This is a genomic window from Kitasatospora sp. NPDC101235, assembly GCF_044767505.1.
GTDB lineage: Bacteria > Actinomycetota > Actinomycetes > Streptomycetales > Streptomycetaceae > Kitasatospora.
In genome coordinates, this window is the sequence record NZ_JBIWNZ010000013.1 from 161,815 (window position 1) to 180,444 (window position 18,630).

Here is an 18,630-nt window from a genome sequence, read left to right on the forward strand (position 1 = left end):
GTCGTGGGGGGCTGGGAGTTGCAGTGGAGTATTGATGCGGGAACGTTCCCGCACAAGGCCTTGCGGGAACGATTTTTCAGCGGTCGCGACTACTGACGCACGGCCGTCCGGGCTGGCAGCATCGACCCATGCCCGACACCCCGCGCGGCGGCGACCCCGCCGCCCCTGCCCGGATCCGACTGGTCGACGTGGCCCGCGAGGCCGGCCTGTCCAAGACCACCGTCTCCGCCGCGCTCAACGGCACCGGCCGGATGTCCGACGCCGTGCGCGAGCAGGCCCGCGAGGCCGCCCGCCGGCTCGGCTACCGGCCCAACGCCACCGCCCGGCTGCTGCGGGCCGGCCACGCCCGGCTGATCGGCTACGCCGTCGGCGAGTTCGCGCGCGAGCCGGGGTCGTACATGGTCTCCCCCTACTTCGCCCGGCTCACCAGCGCCACCGCCACCGCGGCCCTCCAGCACGGCTACGCCCTCGTCCTGCTGCCCGCCCGCTGCGGACCGGAGGAGTGGGCGGACCTTCCGCTGGACGCCGCCATCGTCGCCGACCCCCTCGACGACGATCCGCTCGTCGAGGACTTCATCGCCGCCCGCATCCCGCTGTTCACCGACCGCTCCGTCGAAGGCCGCCCCGGCACCCACTGGGTGGACGTGGACGCCGACGGCGCGGTCCGGGAAGTGCTCGACCACCTGCGCGCACAGGGCGCGCGACACATCGCCGTCGCCCTGCCCGGCACGGCGACCCGCTTCCACACCGCCGTCGCGGACACCTACCGGCGGTGGTGCGCCGAACACGGCGCCGTGCCCGGGCTCGTGACCACCGACGGACCCGGCGACGGCCCGGCCGTCGCCGCCGTCGAGCGGCTGCTGGCCGCCCCCGGGAACCGTCCCGACGCCCTGTTCGTCCTCGCCGAGGCCAGCCCCCCACTCGTCCTCGACGCGATCCGGCGGGCGGGGCGGAGCGTCCCCGACGACCTGCTGCTGGTCTGCGCGAGCGAGGACACCTCCGCCGCGCACACCCACCCGCCCGTCAGCACACTCAGCCTCCAGCCCGCGCTCGTCGCCGAGAAGGGCATCGAGCTGCTGCTGGCCGCCCTGGAGAGCGGCAGCCGGGAGCCGACCGGTGCCGTCGTCCCGACCCGCCTGAACATCCGCGATTCCTCGCTGCCGCGCCAAGGGCGTTGACGCTCGACGCACCGGTCCGGACCGGGCGGCGCCAGGGGCTCCGCCCGGGCCGGACGAAGGGGCCGGCCGGTCATCGGCGAGGGCCACTGCCGGCGGATGGCAGCGGAAGCGGCCCCAGCCCGCCCCCGGTTGGCACACAGGCCGACTCCGGCCTCAGGAAGCCGAGTTCGTCGACCAGCGGCGGACGGTGGCCACGTCGTCGGCGATCGCTGCCGCGGCGTCGCGCAGGGGCGGCAGGAGGGTGGCCACCGCTTCGTCGGGGGTACCCCGGCCCGCGTGGAGCGCGATGTTGACGGCGGCGGCGGCGACCCGGCCTCGCCCGTCATGGACCGGGACGGCCAGGGAGCGCAGGCCCTCCTCCAGCTCCTGGTCGACCAGGGCGTAGCCGTCCTGGCCGGCGGATCTGATGGCGGCGGTGAGCGCGCCGGGGTCCGTCACGGTTGCGTCGGTGAACTGACATGGAGTCACATCACTGATCAGTGACGCGAGTTCGCCATCGGGAAGAGCGCCGAGCAGGACCCGCCCCATGGACGTCGGGTACGCCGGGAGACGGGTGCCGACGGCGAGGTCGAGGTGCATGATGCGGGTGGTGGGGACGCGGGCGACATAGCGGATGTCCGGGCGGGCGCGGGACGGCAGCTGGACGGTCGTCGGCTTCTCCCTCCCGGACGCCTGGCGCCGGGAGCGCCACGACCTGCGCTCCCGGCTGACCTGGACCGGATCGAGCTCGCGCCCGCCGAGCAGCCTTATGTCAACAGCATTGACGTTGAACCGGGTGCGGGGATCTGATGGCGGCATTCGGAGGCCAGACCCTCCATGCACCGAAGGAGCCACCGCCATGGCCGACCCCGTCCACGCCCTCCAGGACGCCCAGCCCGTACCGTTCTGGCTCGACGACCCCGACCGGCCCGCGCCCGCCTCCGCCCTGGTCGGCGACGTACGCTGCGACCTGCTCGTGGTGGGCGGCGGCTACAGCGGCCTGTGGACCGCGCTCATCGCCAAGGAGCGCGACCCCTCGCTCGACGTCGTCCTCGTCGAGGCGCAGGAGACCGGCTGGGCCGCCTCCGGCCGCAACGGCGGCTTCTGCGAGGCCAGCCTCACCCACGGCCTCGCCAACGGGCACCAGCGCTGGCCCGACGAACTCGACGCCCTGGAGCGGCTCGGCGCCGCCAACCTCCAGGCCATGGAGGACACCGTCAAGCGCCACGGCATCGACTGCGACTGGGAGCGCACCGGCTCCCTCGTCGTCGCCACCGAGCCCTACCAGGTCGACGGGCTGCACGAGTTCGCCGAACTCGCCGCCCGCTACGGCAGCCGGCTCGACTTCCTGGACCGCGCGGCCGTCCGCGCCGAGATCGACTCCCCCACCTTCCTCGGCGCCCTGTGGGACCGCGAGGGCGTCGCCATGCTCAACCCCGCCCGCCTCGCCTGGGGCCTCAAGCAGGCCTGCCTCGACCAGGGCGTGCGGATCTTCGAGCACACCCGCGCCACCGGCCTGACCGACTCCCCGCGCGGGATCACCGTCCGCACCCCGTACGGCCGCATCGGCGCCCGCCGCGTCGCACTCGCCACCAACGCCTTCCCCTCACTGCTGCGCCGCCACCGCCCGTACACCGTGCCGGTCTACGACTACGCGCTGATGACCGAACCGCTCTCCGAAGCGCAGCTCGCCTCGGTGGGCTGGCGAGGTCGCCAGGGCTTCTCCGACAGCGCCAACCACTTCCACTACGTCCGGCTCTCCGCCGACAACCGCATCCTGTTCGGCGGCTACGACGTGGTCCACCAGTTCCGCGGCCGGGTGCGGGCCGAACGCGACCAGCGGCCGGAGACCTTCGCCACCCTCGCCCTGCACTTCTTCCGCACCTTCCCCCAGCTGGAGGGCCTGCGCTTCACCCATGCCTGGGGCGGCGCCATCGACACCTGCACCCGGTTCAGCGCCTTCTTCGACCTCTCTCACGACGGCCGGGTCGCCTACGCCGCCGGATTCACCGGCCTCGGCGTCGGCGCCACCCGCTTCGGGGCCGAGGTGATGCTCGACCTCCTGGCCGGCGCCCGCACCGAGCGGACCTCGCTGGACATGGTCCGCCGCAAGCCGCTGCCCTTCCCGCCCGAACCCGCCCGCTCGATCGGCATCGGCATCACCCAGTGGGCCCTCACCCGCGCCGACGCCAACGCCGGCCACCGCAACCTCTGGCTGCGCACCCTCGACCGCTTCGGCCTCGGCTTCGACAGCTGACGGCCCCGGCCGCCCTCGGCAGCGGGCGAGGAGGCTCGGGACCGGACGGCTGCCGTCCGAACGTCCGATGCCCGGTCGATGGCCGAGAGGCGAACCGGATCGTCCTCCTCGGGCTCCCCGCACCGGACCGCAGACGCCGTGGGGCGGTCAGCCGGTGTGGCGGAGGCGGGCCAGCGTCGCTGCGCCGAGGACGGTGGAGACCAGCCCGACCAGCAGCGCCACGAGGGCGCCGCCCAGCCCGTTGCCGGTGCCGAGGCCGCCGGAGGCGGTGGCCGCGACCAGCCCGCCGAGGGCCATGCCGAGCGGTCCCGTCACCAGGGCCAGGACGGCACCGCCCCGCCCGGGTCCGGTGCCGATCCGCCCGGTGGAGCGAGCCAGGGACAGCCCGCCGCCCACCGCGCCGGTGAGCGCCAGCAGCGCGGCCACGATGGCCCCGATCCGGCCGGCGCTCAGGGTGGTGACGCTCGCGGCGACCGGCAGGCCGGTGGCGTGTGCGGCGAGGAGGTGGTGGACGGACATGGTGTGACCTCTTCCGACGACTGGCTGTCGCCCGAGCATGCCCGCCGGAGACCGCCCCGGTCGTCCGGCGTGCGCGGACACTTCGGCTGCCGCCGACGGCGTAGCAGCCCCGCGGGTACCGCGGCTGCGGTAGTCGGATGATCATCCGTACGCAGGAGTCCCGCGCCGCGCCGTCCGACTAGGGTGCGCCCATGAATACAGGACGGTCCGACCGCCGGGCCGCGGCGATGGACTGGGCCATCGCCGTCGGTGTGGCGGCCACACTGCTGGTCACCGGGCTGGCCGGACGGCACTCCGGCACGCGCCTCGATCCCCTCGGGCCCGTGCTGCTGGCGGCCGGCGGTCTCGCGCTGGTCGCGCGCCGCCGGGCGCCCCTGCCCGTCCTGGCCGCCACCGGGCTGTGCACGGTGGGCTACCAGGCGACCGGCTTCGACGTGCCCGCCGTCGCGTACCTCTTCGCGGTGTACGCGGCCGTACGGGCGGGGCACCGCGCCGTCACGGTGGTGGCGAGCGTGGCCATGCTGGCCGCACTGCCGGTGGCCGCTCTGGTGTCGGGCCTGCACGACACCGGCCAGGCGTTCGCGCAGGCCCGGGGAGCCCTGGAGATCGCCTGGCTGGTCGCGGCCGGCGCCGCGGGCGAGGCGCTGCGGCAGGCCGAGCGGCGGGCCGACGAGGCCGAGCGCACCCGGGAGGAGACCGCCCGGCGCCGCGCCGACGAGGAGCGGCTGCGCATGGCGCGGGAACTGCACGACTCGCTCACCCACCAGATCTCGGTCATCAAGGTGCAGGCCGAGGTCGCGGTCCACGTGGCGCGCAAGCGCGGCGAACGGGTACCGGAGTCGCTGCTGGCCATCCAGGAGGCGGGACGGGAGGCGGCCCGCGAGCTGCGCGCCACCCTGGAGGCGCTGCGCGACGACGACACGACCCCGCCTCGCGGCCTCGACGACGTCCCCGAACTGGTGGAGCGGGCCCGGGCCTTCGGCCTGGACGCGACGCTGACGGTCGAGGGACGGCGCCCGGACGTCCCCGCCGCGGTGGACCGGACCGTCTACCGGATCGTCCAGGAGTCGCTCACCAACATCGCCCGGCACGCGGACGCCGCCACCGCCTCCGTCCTGATCGACTGCCGCCCCGACTCCCTCGCGATCCGCGTCGATGACGACGGCAGGGCGACACCGGCCGCCGCCCCGACACCCGGCCTCGGACTGCTCGGCATGCGCGAACGCGTCACCGCCCTCGGCGGCAGGCTGCGCGCCGAACCGCGCGACGAGGGCGGCTTCACCGTCCAGGCCCACCTCCCCGTGGACCGGGCGAGGTGATTCGGGTCCTGCTGGTCGACGACCAGCCACTGATCCGCAGCGGCTTCCGCGCGCTGCTCGACCTCGAGGACGACATCGAGGTCGTGGCCGAGGCCGCCGACGGCCGGGAGGCCCTCGACCGGGCCAGGGAGCACCTGCCCGATGTCGCCCTGATCGACATTCAGATGCCCGGCGTCGACGGCATCGAGGCGACCAGGCGCATCGCCGCGGACCCGGCCCTCGCCGGGGTGCACGTCGTCATCCTCACCAACTACGGCCTGGACGAGTACGTCCTCGACGCGCTGCGGGCCGGCGCCGCAGGATTCCTCGTCAAGGACATCGTCCCCGACGACTTCCTGCACGCCGTCCGCGTCGCGGCCCGCGGCGACGCCCTGCTGGCGCCCTCGATCACCCGCCGGCTGATCCGCCGCTTCCTCGCCCAGCCGCCCACCACTGCGGTCGGCACCGGCGCAGGCCCGGCGGAGCTGACCGGCCGCGAGCGCGAGGCCGTCGTGCTGGTCGCCCAGGGGCTGTCCAACGACGAGATCGCGCACCGGATGGTGATCAGCCCCATGACCGCAAAGACCCATGTCAACCGGGCCATGACCAAGCTCCACGCCCGGGACCGGGCCCAACTCGTGGTCTTCGCCTACGAGTCGGGCCTGGTGGTCCCGCACGGCTGACGGTCCCGGCCCCGGCAGGAGCGGCGCAGCCCGTCACCGCGGCGCCCGCGCCGTCCACCGGCGCCGGGCTCCTCCCCTCACCGGTCAGGACAGGTAGTCCTCCAGCCCGCCGTCGCGCCGGATGTCCAGGGTGACGCAGTGGAAACCGCCGCCGAGCGCCCGGGAGTGCCGCAGCCGGAGCGGCAGGACGGTGATCCCGGCGTGCTCCAGCAGCTTGATCAGGCTCTCCTGGCCGGCTTCGACGATCGCCGTGTCCGGGGAGACCATCAGCAGGTTCATGCTGATCCAGCTCTCGCTGAGCGCGTGCTCGGGCGTGTCGCCGGAGGGCTCGGCCGGCGGGCACCACAGGATGTCCCAGCCCCGCAGCGGCTCTGGGACGGTCCCCGGAGTGATCCGCTCGGGGTTGAGCAGCACCAGCCCCGGCCGCAGCAGCGCGATGGTGCTGTCGATGTGGGTGTAGCCGTAGATGTCGCGCAGCGGGTGCAGCCGCAGGCCGCCGTCGCCGAGCAGGCCGAGGGTCGACTCGAGCCACTGCAGGCCGAGTTCGTTCCCGCTGCGGGAGACCTGGTAGAAGACGTCCCGGCCGAGCCGCAGGACGTTCGCGGCGTCGAAGACCGGCTCGGCCTCGCCCAGCAGCGGAAGCCCGTCCGCGTCGAACTCGAAGAGCTCGTCCTTCAGTTGCGGACGGGGCGCGGCCAGCCAGCGCGCGCCACGGCGCAGGTAGTCCTGGAAGAGTCCGCGCAGCCCGAAGACCTCGAAGTAGCGCTGCCGCATCGGGCTCGCGACCTCGATCACGGTCTCGCCGACCACCAGGGTGAGGTCCCGCGGGCAGTAGGAGTGGAAGCCGCCGTCGGCCTTCCAGAGCGGGGAGGCGAACTCGGCGGCGTGGTCGACTGCTTCGGGCTGGTGGACGGTGACGTCGAGGCCGCGCAGGGTGGCCACCAGCGCGTCCAGGTCCTCCTCGGTCTCCTCCACCACCTGCTGCGGGTAGGGGCCGATCTCGATCGAGGCGAGGTCGGCAGCGCTGGTCTTCGGGAAGCAGGACAGCCAGGAGGACGGTTCGGTCTGCTCGGGCAGCCGGGCGCCGACGGCGGTCCCGACCACGACCTCCCGCAGGGTGGTGAACTCGTCCCAGCTGTGCACCGGACGGGCCGAATCGGACATGACTCCCCCTTGACACGGGTTAAGGGAAACGCGGATAAGGCGGCGAATGTGACGGCTTCGAACCGCACCTCGGACGGCGGGGCCGGCACCGGGCGACCGCGAGCCATCGGCGGAGCGGGCCCCATGAACATGCGGAAACAGCAAGGGAAATCGGAACGGATTCATCGCCGGACCGGCGCCGGCCGACCACGGCGTACGGGAAATCACCGGTCGGGCAGCCGAATTCGCTTTTCGAAGGGCCGGGATCGACGGTCAAGCTACCCGGACGACCGACGGCGGCGCAAGGACCGTGATCGGCATCGAATGCGCCGCCGCGGTGAACCGCCGGTCGATCCGCGCGTTGTTCGACTCCCTTGTTCCGATGCTGATCAATACCCGGGCAAGGGCCTGGACGAGGCACTCGCGCGACCGGCCACCGCCCCTTCGCACCGCGGTCCGGCGCTCACCACCGCCAGGCCCGACGGATCCGGCTCCCGCCCGCCAGGGCCAGCAGCGCCCCGCCCGCCGCGGCGACCCCGGCCACCGCGAGGTTCTGGCGCTGCGCCCGGCGCCGGTCGGCGACGGCCGCCCGGGCCGAGGCCGCCAGGAAGGCCCGCTCGATCCCGGCCGCGGCCAGCTCGCCGGCCGCCACCTGCCGCATGAGCTGCTCCAACCGGACGCCCCGGTACAGCAGTTCCGGGTCCCGGTCGCCAGCTGCCCAGCCCCGCGCGGCCGCGCTGAGCCTGCGCTGCTCACCCAGCGCCTCGCGCCCCTCCGCCAGCCACCCGCGCAGCCTGGGCCAGGCCTGCGGCAGCGCGTGGTGGGACAGCTCGACGGTGTCCCGGTCCACCATCACGAGCCGTGCCCGCACCAGCCGTTCCATCACCTCGGGTACGCCGGGGTCGTCGAACTCGGCCCGCCGGACCGGCTTGCGGGCGCCCTCGTCGCCCCCCGCGCCCAGGTCGTCACCCGGCACCGGCTCGCCACCGGGCGTCAGCCCGTCGCCCAGGGCCGTCGCACCACCGCCGGCGTCCTCGCCGACACCGAGCAACTCCCCGCCGAGCCGCAGGAACACCGCCTGCACCCGCGCCTGATCGGACGCCTCCAGCCCGTTGTACAGCGCCTCCGCCGTCCGGGCCAGCGCGCCCTCGAAGCCTCCGGTGGCCTGGAACCCGGCCAGGGTGAGCGCGTTGCCGCTGCGCCGCCGCCAGGTCTCCAGCAGGGCCGCGGACACCAGCGGGAGCGCGCCCGGCTGTTGTGCGGCGGTCGAGATGAGGACGGCCAGCAGGGCGCCCTCGACGGTGCAGCCGGACCGTAATGCCGGCTCGGTGATCGCCCGCCGCAGCTCGTCCGGCGCCGGACGACCCACCGACAGCACCGCGTGCCGGCCGGCCTCGGCCAGCCCCTGGTGCTCGGCGAACAGCGGCCCGCACTGGTCCGAGCGGAGCACCAGCACCACCCGGCACCGGGCCGGCGCCGCCACCGGCAGCCCGTCCGGTGCCTCGCCCGGAGCGCCCGTGGCGGTCGCCACCAGCGCGTCCAGGAAGCGCGCCCGCTCCGCGGCGTCCCGACAGCGGGTGCGCAGTTGCTCCCCTTGGTCCACCACCAGCACCGGATCCCCGGCCTGCGCACCGGAGACACCTCGCGCCGCCTCCCCGACTCGCTGCCCGAGCCGGGCGAGCGCGAGCGCGTACGCCTCCATCGGTCGTTCACCGGGAGTCAGCAGCGCCACCGGGACGCCGCCGTCGGCCGGGGGCCGGCCCGCTCCGCCCCCGGCCCCGGCTCTCCCCCCGGTAGCCGCACCGGCGCCGGGAGGCCCGCCGAGGCGGGCCAGCAGACCGGCTCTGACCAGCGAGGACTTACCTGCCCCGGACGGCCCGGAGAGGATCACCAGCCGCCGTTCGGCCAGCAGGGCGGCCAGCCGGTCCAGCAGCGCCTCGCGGCCGAAGAACCGCTCGGCGTCGGCCGCCTCGAACGCCGCCGCGCCGGGGTAAGGGGCCCGTCCGGCGTCCTGGGCGCACCGCCGGGCGGCGGTGTCGGCGGCCAGTTCGGCGGCGAGCAGCTGCCAGCGGTGCCGCCACTCCCGCACGTCCCCGCCGCAGGCCTGCACGTAGGCGAGGGTGACGGCGAGGCTGGGCAGCCGCCGACCGCCCGCGGCCACCGACAGGCTGGCCGCCGAACAGTGGGCCCGGAGGGCGAGTTGACGGTACGGCGGACGCCCGGCGCGCTCCCGCAGGGCCCGCAGATCACCCGCGAAGCTCAACAGCGGCCCGTCCCCGGGGTCCAGTGGACTTTCCCGACGAGGCACTACGGCCCCCTTCTCCGTTGAAGCGGTGTCCTGAAATCCCTGAGTGCCCACGCGCCACACACGCCGCGCGTGCCTCGTGCCGATCCCCCCCGGTGATTCATCATGCACAGCACCGCTGGCGTCAAACAATGGTGCGTGCGGGTCGGTTGTTCCGAGTTGATGTTCAATGTCCAGCCGCACGGCGCCGAACAAAGCCGGTGGGATAGAACCGGAACCCGCAGCCTTCGCTGACTTCGGAGATATCCATGAAGTTCACGCGGTACTGCCGTTCCCTCCTGTCCACACCCGCGATGGCGGTGGAGCGGTACACCAAGAGCCACCAGTCCGGGGCCGACATCGCCATGGTCGATCTGGAGGATTCGGTCCCACCCGCCCGAAAGGAGGAGGCTCGTCGGCTCGCCGAGGAGTTCTTCGCGCTCCCGTCCACCAAGCTCGCGCGCAGCGCGGTGCGCATCAACTCCCTTTCCGGACCGGACGGTCTGCGTGACCTGATCGCCATCACCCGGTACCGCGTCAAGCCGGACCTGGTACTCATCCCGATGGCCGAGTCGCCCCGGGACATCGAGATCGCCGCCGGCGCGCTCGGTGCGGACTGCCCGGAGACGGAGTTCCTGGCCGTCGTGGAGACCCCGCTGGGCATCGAGCACGCGCCCGCCATCGCGGCCGCCGGGCACCGGCTGCGCGGGCTGGTCTTCGGCTCGGCCGACTACGCCTTCGCGGTCGGCGCCCGGCTCTCCTGGGAGGCCCTGGCCCACGCCCGTGCCCGGGTGGTCAACAGTGCCCGTGCCACGGGGGTGGAGGCGATGGACGCGCCGTTCTTCGAGGTCGCCGACCTCGCCGGGCTGCGCCGGGAGGCCGGGCTCGCCCGGGACTTCGGGTTCAGTGGCAAGATCGCCGTCCATCCGCGCCAACTCGCGCTGATCAACGACACGTTCAGCCCGGACGAGGAACTTCTGGCGCACGCCCGCCGGGTGGTCGCGGCGGGACTGGAGAACGGCCGCTCGGTCACCGTGGTGGACGGGGTGATGGTCGGCATGCCCTTCTTCGAGGCCTCGCAGCGTCTGATCGAGCAGTTCGACCCACCCCGGCCCGACGGTTCGCACCACGCGCAGCACCAGCCACAGCGCCACCCGCAGGACCACGCGCCCACCGACACCCCGAACCACGCGACGGAGACGTGACGATGACCGAAGAATCCATCCTCGGCCCGCGCCGGTACCGCAACGCCGAGGCCATGCTGGCCACCGCCGACCCGGTCTGGCAGGCTGCCGCCGCCAACGGCCTGATCGGCATCCGGGCGGACTCCGAGTCCAACAACCGGCTGATCGTCCGCGAGACCGGCCACGAGTTCGCAAACATGGTCTCCTGCTCGTACCTGGGCCTGAACAACCACCCCTCGGTCCTGGCCGGCGCGGTGGACGCGCTGACCGAGTCCCGCAGCACCTGGCTGGTCACCTCCACCACCCGGATCCGGCACAACCTGCTGGTGCGGCTGGAGGAGGAGCTGGGCGAGCTGTTCGGCGCGCACATCCTGCCGGGAGCGTCCTGCACCTCGCTCACCGCCGGCATCCTGCCGCTGATCGCCTCCGGTCACCTGGACGGCGCCTGTCAGGGCGGCGGCGGGCCCCGGGTCATGGTCTTCGACCGCTTCTGCCACTTCTGCATGGCCTACGTGAAGCCGATCTGCGCGGACGAGTCGCTGGTGCTGAACTGTCCGCACAACGACCTGAACTACCTGGAGGACATCTGCCGCAAGTACCCGCGGGTCGCCTACGTGGCGGACGGCGCCTACTCGATGGGCGGCACGGCGGCCCTGGACGGGCTGCTCGAACTCCAGGACCGCTACGGGCTGTTCCTCTACATCGACGACTCCCACTCGCTGTCCATCACGGGCGAGCGCGGTGAGGGCTTCGTCCGCTCCCGGCTGGAGATGAACCCGCTGACGGTGATCACCGCGAGCCTCGGCAAGGGCTTCGGCACCAGCGGCGGTGTCGCGATGCTCGGCAACCGCGCGCAGTTCGAGTTCCTGCACCGGCACGCCGGCCCGGTCGGCTGGTCGCAGAACATCCCGCTGCCGCTGGTCGGCGCGTCGCTGGCCAGTGCCGCCATCCACCGCTCCCCCGAACTGGCCGACCTCCAGGCGAAGCTGGCCCGCAACATCGAACTCTTCGACGAGCTGCTGCCGACCACCTTCGCGGGCAACGGCCTGCCGGTGCGCCGGGTCGACGTCGGGGACGCCGAGCGCGCGGTCAAGCTGTCCGCCCAGCTCTTCGAACGCGGTTACTACAGCTCGGCGGTGTTCTTCCCGATCGTGCCCAAGGGCGAGGCCGGGCTCCGGCTGATGATGCGCGCCGACATGGACGAGCGGCTGATCCGCGACTTCGCCGGTCACGTCAAGGAACTCACCGCCGACCTCTAGGACCTGGGAGCAGCCGCGATGGACGCAACCGAACCCACCGGCTACCGGCGGATCGGCGAGCGCCGCTACCGCGAGGTGGTCGGGCGCTACTACGAGGAGTTCGAGGTCGGCGAGGTGGTCGAGCACCGCCCCGGGCGGACCGTCACCGAGCTCGACAACGTGCTGATGAGCATGCTGAGCATGAACGACGCCCCACTGCACATCGACGCCGCCTACAGCGAGCACACCCCGTGGGGGAAGCCGATCGTCTCCAGCCTGGTGACGCTCAGCATCGTCGGCGGGATGACCGCCCGCTCGACGAGCGGGCGCACCATCGCCAACCTGGGCTGGGAGAACATCCGGATGACCCACCCGGTGTTCACCGGCGACACCCTCTACGCGGAGACCGAGACCCTCGCCAAGCGGCTGTCCAAGAGCCGCGCCGGGCAGGGCATCGTGCGCTGCCGCACCACCGGGACGAAGTCCACCGGCGAGGCCGTGGTGGTGTTCGAACGCAGCTTCCTCGTCCCGCTGCGCGGCCACGGCCTGGACGAGGTCGCCGGGTACTGACGTACCACCGGGCCCGACGGTCTCCGCCGCCGTCGGGCCCGGTGTGCAGGCGGGGAGGGCGGCCGCCCTCCCCGCACGTCGCTCAGTCCTCGCGGCGGACGTCCACCAGCACCTTGCCCACCGTCTCCCGGGCGGCCATCGCCCGGTGCGCCGCGGCCACCCCGGACAGCGGCACGGTCCGGTCGATCCGCGCCACCAGCCGCCGCTCGGCGGCGAGCCGGAACAGGTGGTCGGCGATGCCCTCGAACAGCGCCCGGTCCGTCAGGACGTGCTTGAGCCAGAAGCCCTGCGCCCCCGCCGAGCGCTCGGTCAGCTCGCCCATCGTGAAGCCGTCCACCACTGCGCCCCTCGCCCCGACCGACACCAGCCGCCCGAAGGGTGCCAGTGCGGCCAGCCCGGCGCGCAGCACCCGGCCGCCGACCGAGTCGACGAACAGGTCCAGCCCGCCCGACTCCGCGAGCCGCCCGGCCAGGTCGGGGTCCTCGGGGTCGAGCACGGAGTCGGCGCCCAGCGAGCGCACGAACTCCCGCTTCTCCGGGGTGGAGGCCAGGCCGACCACCCGGCCCGCGCCCAGCTCCCTGGCCAGCTGCACCGCCAGGTGACCGACCCCGCCCGCGGCCGCGGTCACCGCGACGGTCTCGCCCTGCCGCAGCCGCCCCGCCAGGGTCAGCGCGCCGTAGGCCGTCGCGCCCTGTTCCAGCAGGGCGAGCGCCTGCTCGTCGTCCACGCCGTCCGGCACCTCCACCGTGTGCGCCGCCTCGGGGACGGCCACCGGGGCGTACCCGCCACCGGTGCGCAGCAGTGCGACGACCCTCCGGCCGTCCTCGCGGCGCCGCCCGACCACGTCGACGCCGAGCACCGCCGGCAGCGGGAAGCGGAGGTACTCGCCGGTGCGGCACTCCAGGTCGGCGTAGTTGAGCCCGGCCAGGGTGACGTCGACCAGCACCCGGCCCGGGCCGGCCACCGGTTCCGGCACCGTCTCGATGCGGAGCTCCTCCGGCCCGCCGTAGCGGTGGATCACCACCGCGCGCATCCCGTTCCCGCCCCCTTCCACCTCGTCCACGGTCGCCTCGTCCACGCTCGGCTCGTCCACCTCCGCCTCGGGCCTCATGCCGGCGAACAGCGCGAGCAGCGCGGTCTCCAGGGTGCGGACGGCCTCCGGGCTCTCGCCGACCACGCAGTACATCACCGAGCCGTCGGCCGGCCCGAAGTCGCTGCTGTACAGCACGCCGGTGCCGGTCTGCGGGTCGAAGGCCAGTCCGGCCGCGCCGGTCGCCTCCACGGCCTGGGCGAAGGACGGCACCTTGAGGCCGCCGAGCTCCAGGACGTAGCGCGAGCCGCGGTGCTCCTCGCGCAGCAGGCGGCCGAAGAAGACGTCGTGCAGGTGGCTGGAGCCGGTGAGCCGGCCGTTCGTCTCGTGGAAGTAGATCTCACCCTTGGGGGTCAGCACGGCGTCCGCACTGACCGTGCCCCGGTAGCCGATCACCCTCAGCGCCTCGCACAACCGGGCGCCCTGCTCGACGAGTTCGGCCAGGACGCCCGAGTCCGGGGTGACCGGCGGGGTGATCTCCCCGACCACCACCGGCCGCATGACCATCTCGCCGCAGCCGGCGAGCACCACGGCCGTGTCGTCGACGACGAACTGGGCGTACAGCGGCGCACAGTCGGCGAAGTACCGCTCCACCACCACCCGCTGGCCGCGCCCGCCGGTCAGCCAGGTCCACCGCTCGGCCACGTACGCGGCCACCGCCGCCCGGTCCGGCAGCGGCACCACCCGCTCGGCGCCGACCGCCTCCACCCGCTCGTCCCGGGCGAGGATCTCGTTGCCGAAGCCGCCCGCCTGGTACTCGACCTTCACCATCACGCTGTGCCCCTGCGCCAGCAGGTGCTCGACGGCGGCCTCCACCTCCGCGGGCGAGCCGGCCACCCTCCCGGGCGGGATCGGCACCCCGGCGCCGGCGGCCAGCGCCCGGAACCCCGCCTTGCTGTTGACCAGGGCGTTGCCGCCCTGCGCGGCGAAGGGCTGACCGGGCATGGCCTGCGCCACGCCGAGCGCGGCCGCCAGCTCGGCCACCGCGCCGTTCGGCGAGATGGCCAGCACCTCGTCGACGGTGCGCCCGTCCAGGACGCGGCGCAGCTCCGCACGGAAGCCCGGGGCGGCCAGGCGGTCGGTGGTGAGCACCTGGTCGCCCTGGGCGCCCGGCGGCGGCACCACGAAGGTCAGGCTGTCGGCCCGCACGCCGGTCAGCCCGGTGACGTACGCCAGGTACTCCGGGTCGGGCTCCCGGGGCAGCACCAGGACGTCGCCGTCCTCGGCCCACCAGAGCATCCGCTGCGCCCCGCACCCGGCGAACAGCTGCTCCGGCGGCGTCATCCCGGTGAGGTCCCCGACCATCTCCTCGGTGCGGTTGTTCGCGATGCAGAGCGTCGTCATCTGGTGAACTCTCCCGGCGTTCGGCGCTGTTGCGGCCCAAGGTCCTGGTCCCGCGCACGGCACGGATGTGGCGTGCGCTACTGGTGTAGCGCACCGGGGTTGTTCCGGTTCGGCCCTCGGTCATTGAACAAAACGCCGAACAACCGGCGGCCCCACCGTCCTCCCGGCTCGGAAGGGCTCGGCTGCCGTCGGCCGCGGGGGGGGGGGGGGGGGGGGGGGGGCGGCGGGCCCCGCCGGGGGGGGCGGGGGGGGGGGGGGGGGGGGGGGCGGGGGGGGGGGGGGGGGGGCCCCCCCCCCCCCCCCGCGAGGGTGCACCGGGGTTCGGGAGGTCAGCGGGACCTCAGCCGGACGTCAACGGCCCTGGAGGCGCCTGACGTTGTCGCCGAAGCTCCAGCCCTTCGAGCCGTCCCAGTTGACCGACCACGTCATGAGCCCCTTCAGCGAACCGCTGAAGGCGTTCCACGACTGGCCGACCAGGCCCGGGTCCATGTAGCCGCCGCCCGCGCCGGGCTGGGCCGGCAGACCGGGCACCTGCTTGTCGTAGGGCACCTTGACGGTGGTGCCCTGGATGGTCAGGCCGTTGTTCAGGCAGGTGGTCTGCGCGGTGAAGCCCTGTACGGTGCCGGCCTGGTAGGAGTCGCCGGAGCAGCCGTACATGCTGCCGTTGTAGTACTGCATGTTCAGCCACCACAGTTGCCCGTTGTCGGCGTACTTCTTGACGATCGGCAGGTAGGCGCCCCAGATCGACCCGTAGTTGACGCTTCCGCCGGTGACGTACGCGGTTTCGGGGGCCATCGTCAGGCCGAAGCCCGGGGGCATCTGGGCCAGCACGCCGTCGATGATCCGCATCAGGTTGGCCTGGGAGGCGGACAGCGTGTTGATGTTGCCGCTTCCGGACAGGCCGGTCTCGATGTCGATGTCGATCCCGTCGAAGTTGTACTTCTTGAGGATCGGGACGACGGTCGCCACGAACCGGTCGGCGACGGTACTGGAGCTCAGGTCGATGCCGGCGGCGGCACCGCCGATCGACATCAGGATCGTCGCCCCGGCCGCCTTGGCCCGGCACATCTCGGCGGGGGTCGAGACCTTGACGTTGCTGTCCATGCCGTCCTGCCACAGGACGGTGCCGTCCGAGAGGATCACCGGGAAGGCGGCGTTGATGACGTTGTAGCCGTGCGCGGCGATCCGGCTGTCCGTGATGGGGACCCAGCCCATGCCGGGATGGACGCCGTTCAGGGCGCCGTCCCAGTTCTCCCAGTACCCCTGCAGGACCTTGCCCGACGGCTTGGGCTTCGTGGGGCAGGTGTCGCCCGGCGGCGTGGTGGGCGGGGGTGTGGTGGGCGGCGGCGTGGTCGGCGTGGTGGCCGTCGGCGAAGGGCTGCCGCCGGGGCCGGTGAGCGTCACGTCGTCCGCGTAGTACGCGGGCTGCCCGTACCAACCGTGCAGGTAGACGGTCACCGAGGTGGTGGTGGGCCCGGTGGTGAACCCGACGCTGAGCTGGCTGTACGACGCGTTGTTCGCCGTCCAGGTGGACGGGTCACTGCCGCCGCCGGTGCCGGTGGCGCCCAGGTAGACGTAGCTGCCCTGGACGTAGGCGCTCAGCGTGTACTGGGAGTTGGGCTGCACGCTGATGGTCTGGCTGCACTGGGCGGTGTCCTGGCCGGTCGGCGTGGCCTGGAGCGCGGAGGAGCCGGAGTGCACCGGACTGCCGACGGCCGTACCGGAGCCGCCGGAGCAGGTCCAACCGGAGAGCCCGTTCTCGAATCCGGGGTTGGCCACCAGGTTCGGGGTGGCGGCCCCGGCCGTGACGGTGCCGGCCACGGCGATGCCGGCCCCGATGACGGCGGCGGCGCAGACCCCGGCGAGTGAGCGCCTCAGGATGCTCGCCCCGGGCCGGTCCCGGCCGGTCCTGCTGACCCGCGCTGCGCGCTCGACGGTCGTTCGGCGCGGACCGGGCTCCGGGGACGGGCCGAAACCGCCCGACGGGCGTGGCGTGCGCGACCTTCGACGGAACATGCTGTGCTCCCTTCCCGCCGAGCGCCATGGGCATGACCGACGCGTGGGGGCGTGACGCCCGGCCTGGGTGAGGTGGGGACCTGTGGGGGTGTGCCGGACCGGATCGTAGGAGGGGCGACATGGCCCGTCAATAGGTCTGGACCAATTAAGGTCTGGACCAATCCCCGGGAGGAGGCGGGAGGGAGCCGCAACGCGCCGGCGACCGGCGCCACGGGTCGACCTCGACCTGGCACCGGCCGCCGGGCTGCCGGGCTGCCGACCGGAGGTCGGCGAGGGGGCGTCAGACGGCCCGCGGGGCGGTCATGAGCGCCGTGATCTCGTCGGCGAGGTGCGGGCCGAGCTCGCCCCAGCCGTCCTTGTAGCCGTAGACGCCGGCCAGGGTGCGGGCCTCGTAGTCGCCGTTCATGATCTCGATGTCGTCGGCCGTGATGAGTGCCGGGTGGGCGACGCCCACGGCCGCCGAGACCTTCATCAGCTCCTTGCGCAGGGTGCGCAGGTAGACAGCGGCCCGGGTGGACTTCGAGGCCGGGTCGAGGCCGCGGGCCAGCCACGGGTTCTGGGTCGCGATGCCGGTCGGGCACTTGTCGGTGTGGCACTTCTGCGCCTGGATGCAGCCGATCGACAGCATCGCCTCACGGGCCACGTTGATCATGTCGACACCCAGGGCGAAGGCGACCGCGGCGTTCTCGGGCAAGCCGAGCTTGCCGGAGCCGATGAAGGTCAGGTCGTCGGTCAGCCCCAGCTCCGCGAAGGTGCCGTAGACCCGGGAGAAGCCCATCCGGAACGGCAGCGACACCGAGTCGGCGAAGATCCGCGGCGCCGCCCCGGTGCCGCCCTCACCGCCGTCGATCGTCACGAAGTCGACCCCACGGTCACCACGTGCCATCAGCGTGGCCAGCTCCTGCCAGAAGCCCATCTCCCCCACCGCGCTCTTGACCCCGACCGGCAGACCGGTCTCGGTGGCGAGCAACTCCACGAAGTCGAGCATCGAGTCGACGTCGCCGAACGCGGTGTGCCGCGACGGGGAGGCGCAGTCCTTGCCGACCGGGATGCCGCGGATCCCGGCGATCTCCGGGGTCACCTTCGCGCCCGGCAGCATCCCGCCCAACCCCGGCTTGGCGCCCTGGGAGAGCTTGATCTCTATCGCCTTGACCGGAGCACCGGCGACCACCTCCTTGAGCTTGTCGAGGTTGAAGCTGCCGTCCTCGTTGCGGCAGCCGAAATACGCCGTGCCGAGCTGGAGGACGAGGTCACCACCGTTACGGTGGTGCGGCGAGAGACCGCCCTCGCCCGTGTTGTGCATCGTGCCTGCCAGCGCCGCCCCCTTGTTGAGCGCTGTGATGGCCGCGCCGGAGAGCGATCCGAAGCTCATCGCCGAGATGTTCACCACGCTCGCCGGCCGGAACGCCCTGGCCCGCCCGCGCGGCCCGCCCAGCACCTTGGCCGAGGGCAGCGGAGCCTGCGGATCGTGCATGTCGGGCAGCGTGTCGGCGAACGTGCGCTGCTTCACGTAGGCGTGCCCCTGGACGTGCTCGACGTCGACTTCGGTTCCGAACCCGAAGTAGTTGTTCTCCTCCTTCGCCGACGCGTAGATCCACGTGCGCTGGTCACGGCTGAACGGGCGCTCCTCCTCGTTGGAGGTCACGATGTACTGCCGCAGCTCCGGCCCGATCGTCTCCAACAGGTACCGGGCGTGCCCGATCACCGGGAAGTTCCGGAGCAGCGCGTGCCGCTTCTGGATGAGGTCGCGGGCAGCCAGAAGCGCCACCGCTGTTGCGGCGGCCGCGCCGATCTTCCGGGCTTGCATGGACGTTCCTCCTCGATGCACGACTTCGTCGCGAGGCGGC

13 protein-coding genes and 3 pseudogenes are annotated in these 18,630 nt (G+C 73.3%); 8 read left to right on the forward strand and 8 right to left on the reverse strand.

The annotated features are described in order from the left end of the window. Positions 1-128: 128 nt before the first annotated feature. Positions 129-1,178 carry a LacI family DNA-binding transcriptional regulator gene (locus tag ACIRRH_RS22680; protein WP_403070251.1) on the forward strand — a complete coding sequence of 350 codons (1,050 nt, stop codon included), beginning with the start codon at positions 129-131 and terminating at the stop codon, positions 1,176-1,178. A gap of 153 nt (positions 1,179-1,331) precedes the next feature. On the opposite strand, the gene ACIRRH_RS22685 is transcribed toward ACIRRH_RS22680, so the two are convergent. Then, entirely contained in the window at positions 1,332-1,757 is a 426-nt protein-coding gene (locus ACIRRH_RS22685; protein ID WP_403070254.1) for an IclR family transcriptional regulator C-terminal domain-containing protein, read from the reverse strand. A 34-nt stretch (positions 1,758-1,791) separates the two neighbouring features. On the opposite strand from ACIRRH_RS22685, the pseudogene ACIRRH_RS22690 reads away from it, so the two are divergent. Both ACIRRH_RS22690 and ACIRRH_RS22695 read left to right on the forward strand, forming a co-directional pair. Beyond that, positions 1,792-1,860: pseudogene (locus tag ACIRRH_RS22690) on the forward strand (hypothetical protein); the annotation flags it as partial. A gap of 156 nt (positions 1,861-2,016) precedes the next feature. Further along, complete coding sequence (locus tag ACIRRH_RS22695) at positions 2,017-3,414, forward strand: NAD(P)/FAD-dependent oxidoreductase (protein ID WP_403070476.1); 1,398 nt, start codon at positions 2,017-2,019, stop codon at positions 3,412-3,414. A gap of 147 nt (positions 3,415-3,561) precedes the next feature. Here the strand turns inward: ACIRRH_RS22695 and ACIRRH_RS22700 are convergent, their stop codons facing one another. Then, positions 3,562-3,933, reverse strand: a complete 372-nt coding sequence (locus ACIRRH_RS22700) for a DUF6223 family protein (RefSeq protein ID WP_403070257.1) — start codon at positions 3,931-3,933, stop codon at positions 3,562-3,564. A gap of 191 nt (positions 3,934-4,124) precedes the next feature. On the opposite strand from ACIRRH_RS22700, the gene ACIRRH_RS22705 reads away from it, so the two are divergent. Next, a complete protein-coding gene (locus ACIRRH_RS22705) occupies positions 4,125-5,252 on the forward strand; it encodes a histidine kinase (RefSeq protein ID WP_403070260.1) in 1,128 nt (375 codons plus the stop codon). After that, positions 5,249-5,914 carry a response regulator gene (locus tag ACIRRH_RS22710; RefSeq protein ID WP_403070263.1) on the forward strand — a complete coding sequence of 222 codons (666 nt, stop codon included), beginning with the start codon at positions 5,249-5,251 and terminating at the stop codon, positions 5,912-5,914. Before ACIRRH_RS22705 ends, ACIRRH_RS22710 begins: the two co-directional genes overlap by 4 nt. 84 nt (positions 5,915-5,998) lie before the next feature. Here ACIRRH_RS22710 and ACIRRH_RS22715 read toward each other — a convergent pair whose 3' ends face one another. Together ACIRRH_RS22715 and ACIRRH_RS22720 are read right to left on the reverse strand one after the other, a co-directional pair. After that, on the reverse strand, positions 5,999-7,078 hold the full coding sequence (locus ACIRRH_RS22715) for an inosamine-phosphate amidinotransferase 1 (RefSeq protein ID WP_403070266.1): 1,080 nt from the start codon (positions 7,076-7,078) through the stop codon (positions 5,999-6,001). Positions 7,079-7,520: 442 nt separating this feature from the next. Then, a complete protein-coding gene (locus ACIRRH_RS22720) occupies positions 7,521-9,320 on the reverse strand; it encodes a hypothetical protein (RefSeq protein WP_403070269.1) in 1,800 nt (599 codons plus the stop codon). A 290-nt stretch (positions 9,321-9,610) separates the two neighbouring features. Here ACIRRH_RS22720 and ACIRRH_RS22725 point away from each other — a divergent pair, with 290 nt between their 5' ends. The 3 genes from ACIRRH_RS22725 to ACIRRH_RS22735 are packed head-to-tail and all read left to right on the forward strand — an operon-like array spanning position 9,611 to position 12,333. Then, on the forward strand, positions 9,611-10,546 hold the full coding sequence (locus tag ACIRRH_RS22725) for an HpcH/HpaI aldolase/citrate lyase family protein (RefSeq protein ID WP_403070272.1): 936 nt from the start codon (positions 9,611-9,613) through the stop codon (positions 10,544-10,546). Between the two features lie 2 nt (positions 10,547-10,548). Then, the gene (locus ACIRRH_RS22730) at positions 10,549-11,784 is read left to right on the forward strand and encodes an aminotransferase class I/II-fold pyridoxal phosphate-dependent enzyme (protein WP_403070275.1); all 1,236 of its coding nucleotides are present in this window, start codon (positions 10,549-10,551) and stop codon (positions 11,782-11,784) included. 18 nt (positions 11,785-11,802) lie between these two features. After that, entirely contained in the window at positions 11,803-12,333 is a 531-nt protein-coding gene (locus tag ACIRRH_RS22735) for a MaoC family dehydratase (protein WP_403070278.1), read from the forward strand. A gap of 82 nt (positions 12,334-12,415) precedes the next feature. Here ACIRRH_RS22735 and ACIRRH_RS22740 read toward each other — a convergent pair whose 3' ends face one another. The 4 genes and pseudogenes from ACIRRH_RS22740 to ACIRRH_RS22755 form a co-directional block, all read right to left on the reverse strand. After that, the gene (locus tag ACIRRH_RS22740; RefSeq protein ID WP_403070281.1) at positions 12,416-14,767 is read right to left on the reverse strand and encodes a zinc-binding dehydrogenase; all 2,352 of its coding nucleotides are present in this window, start codon (positions 14,765-14,767) and stop codon (positions 12,416-12,418) included. 351 nt (positions 14,768-15,118) lie between these two features. Further along, positions 15,119-16,075 (reverse strand): annotated as a pseudogene (locus ACIRRH_RS22745) (chitinase); the annotation flags it as partial. 138 nt (positions 16,076-16,213) lie between these two features. Beyond that, a pseudogene (locus ACIRRH_RS22750) lies at positions 16,214-16,783 on the reverse strand (carbohydrate binding domain-containing protein); the annotation flags it as partial. Between the two features lie 280 nt (positions 16,784-17,063). Beyond that, positions 17,064-18,590 carry an FMN-binding glutamate synthase family protein gene (locus tag ACIRRH_RS22755; RefSeq protein ID WP_403070284.1) on the reverse strand — a complete coding sequence of 509 codons (1,527 nt, stop codon included), beginning with the start codon at positions 18,588-18,590 and terminating at the stop codon, positions 17,064-17,066. Positions 18,591-18,630: the final 40 nt, after the last annotated feature.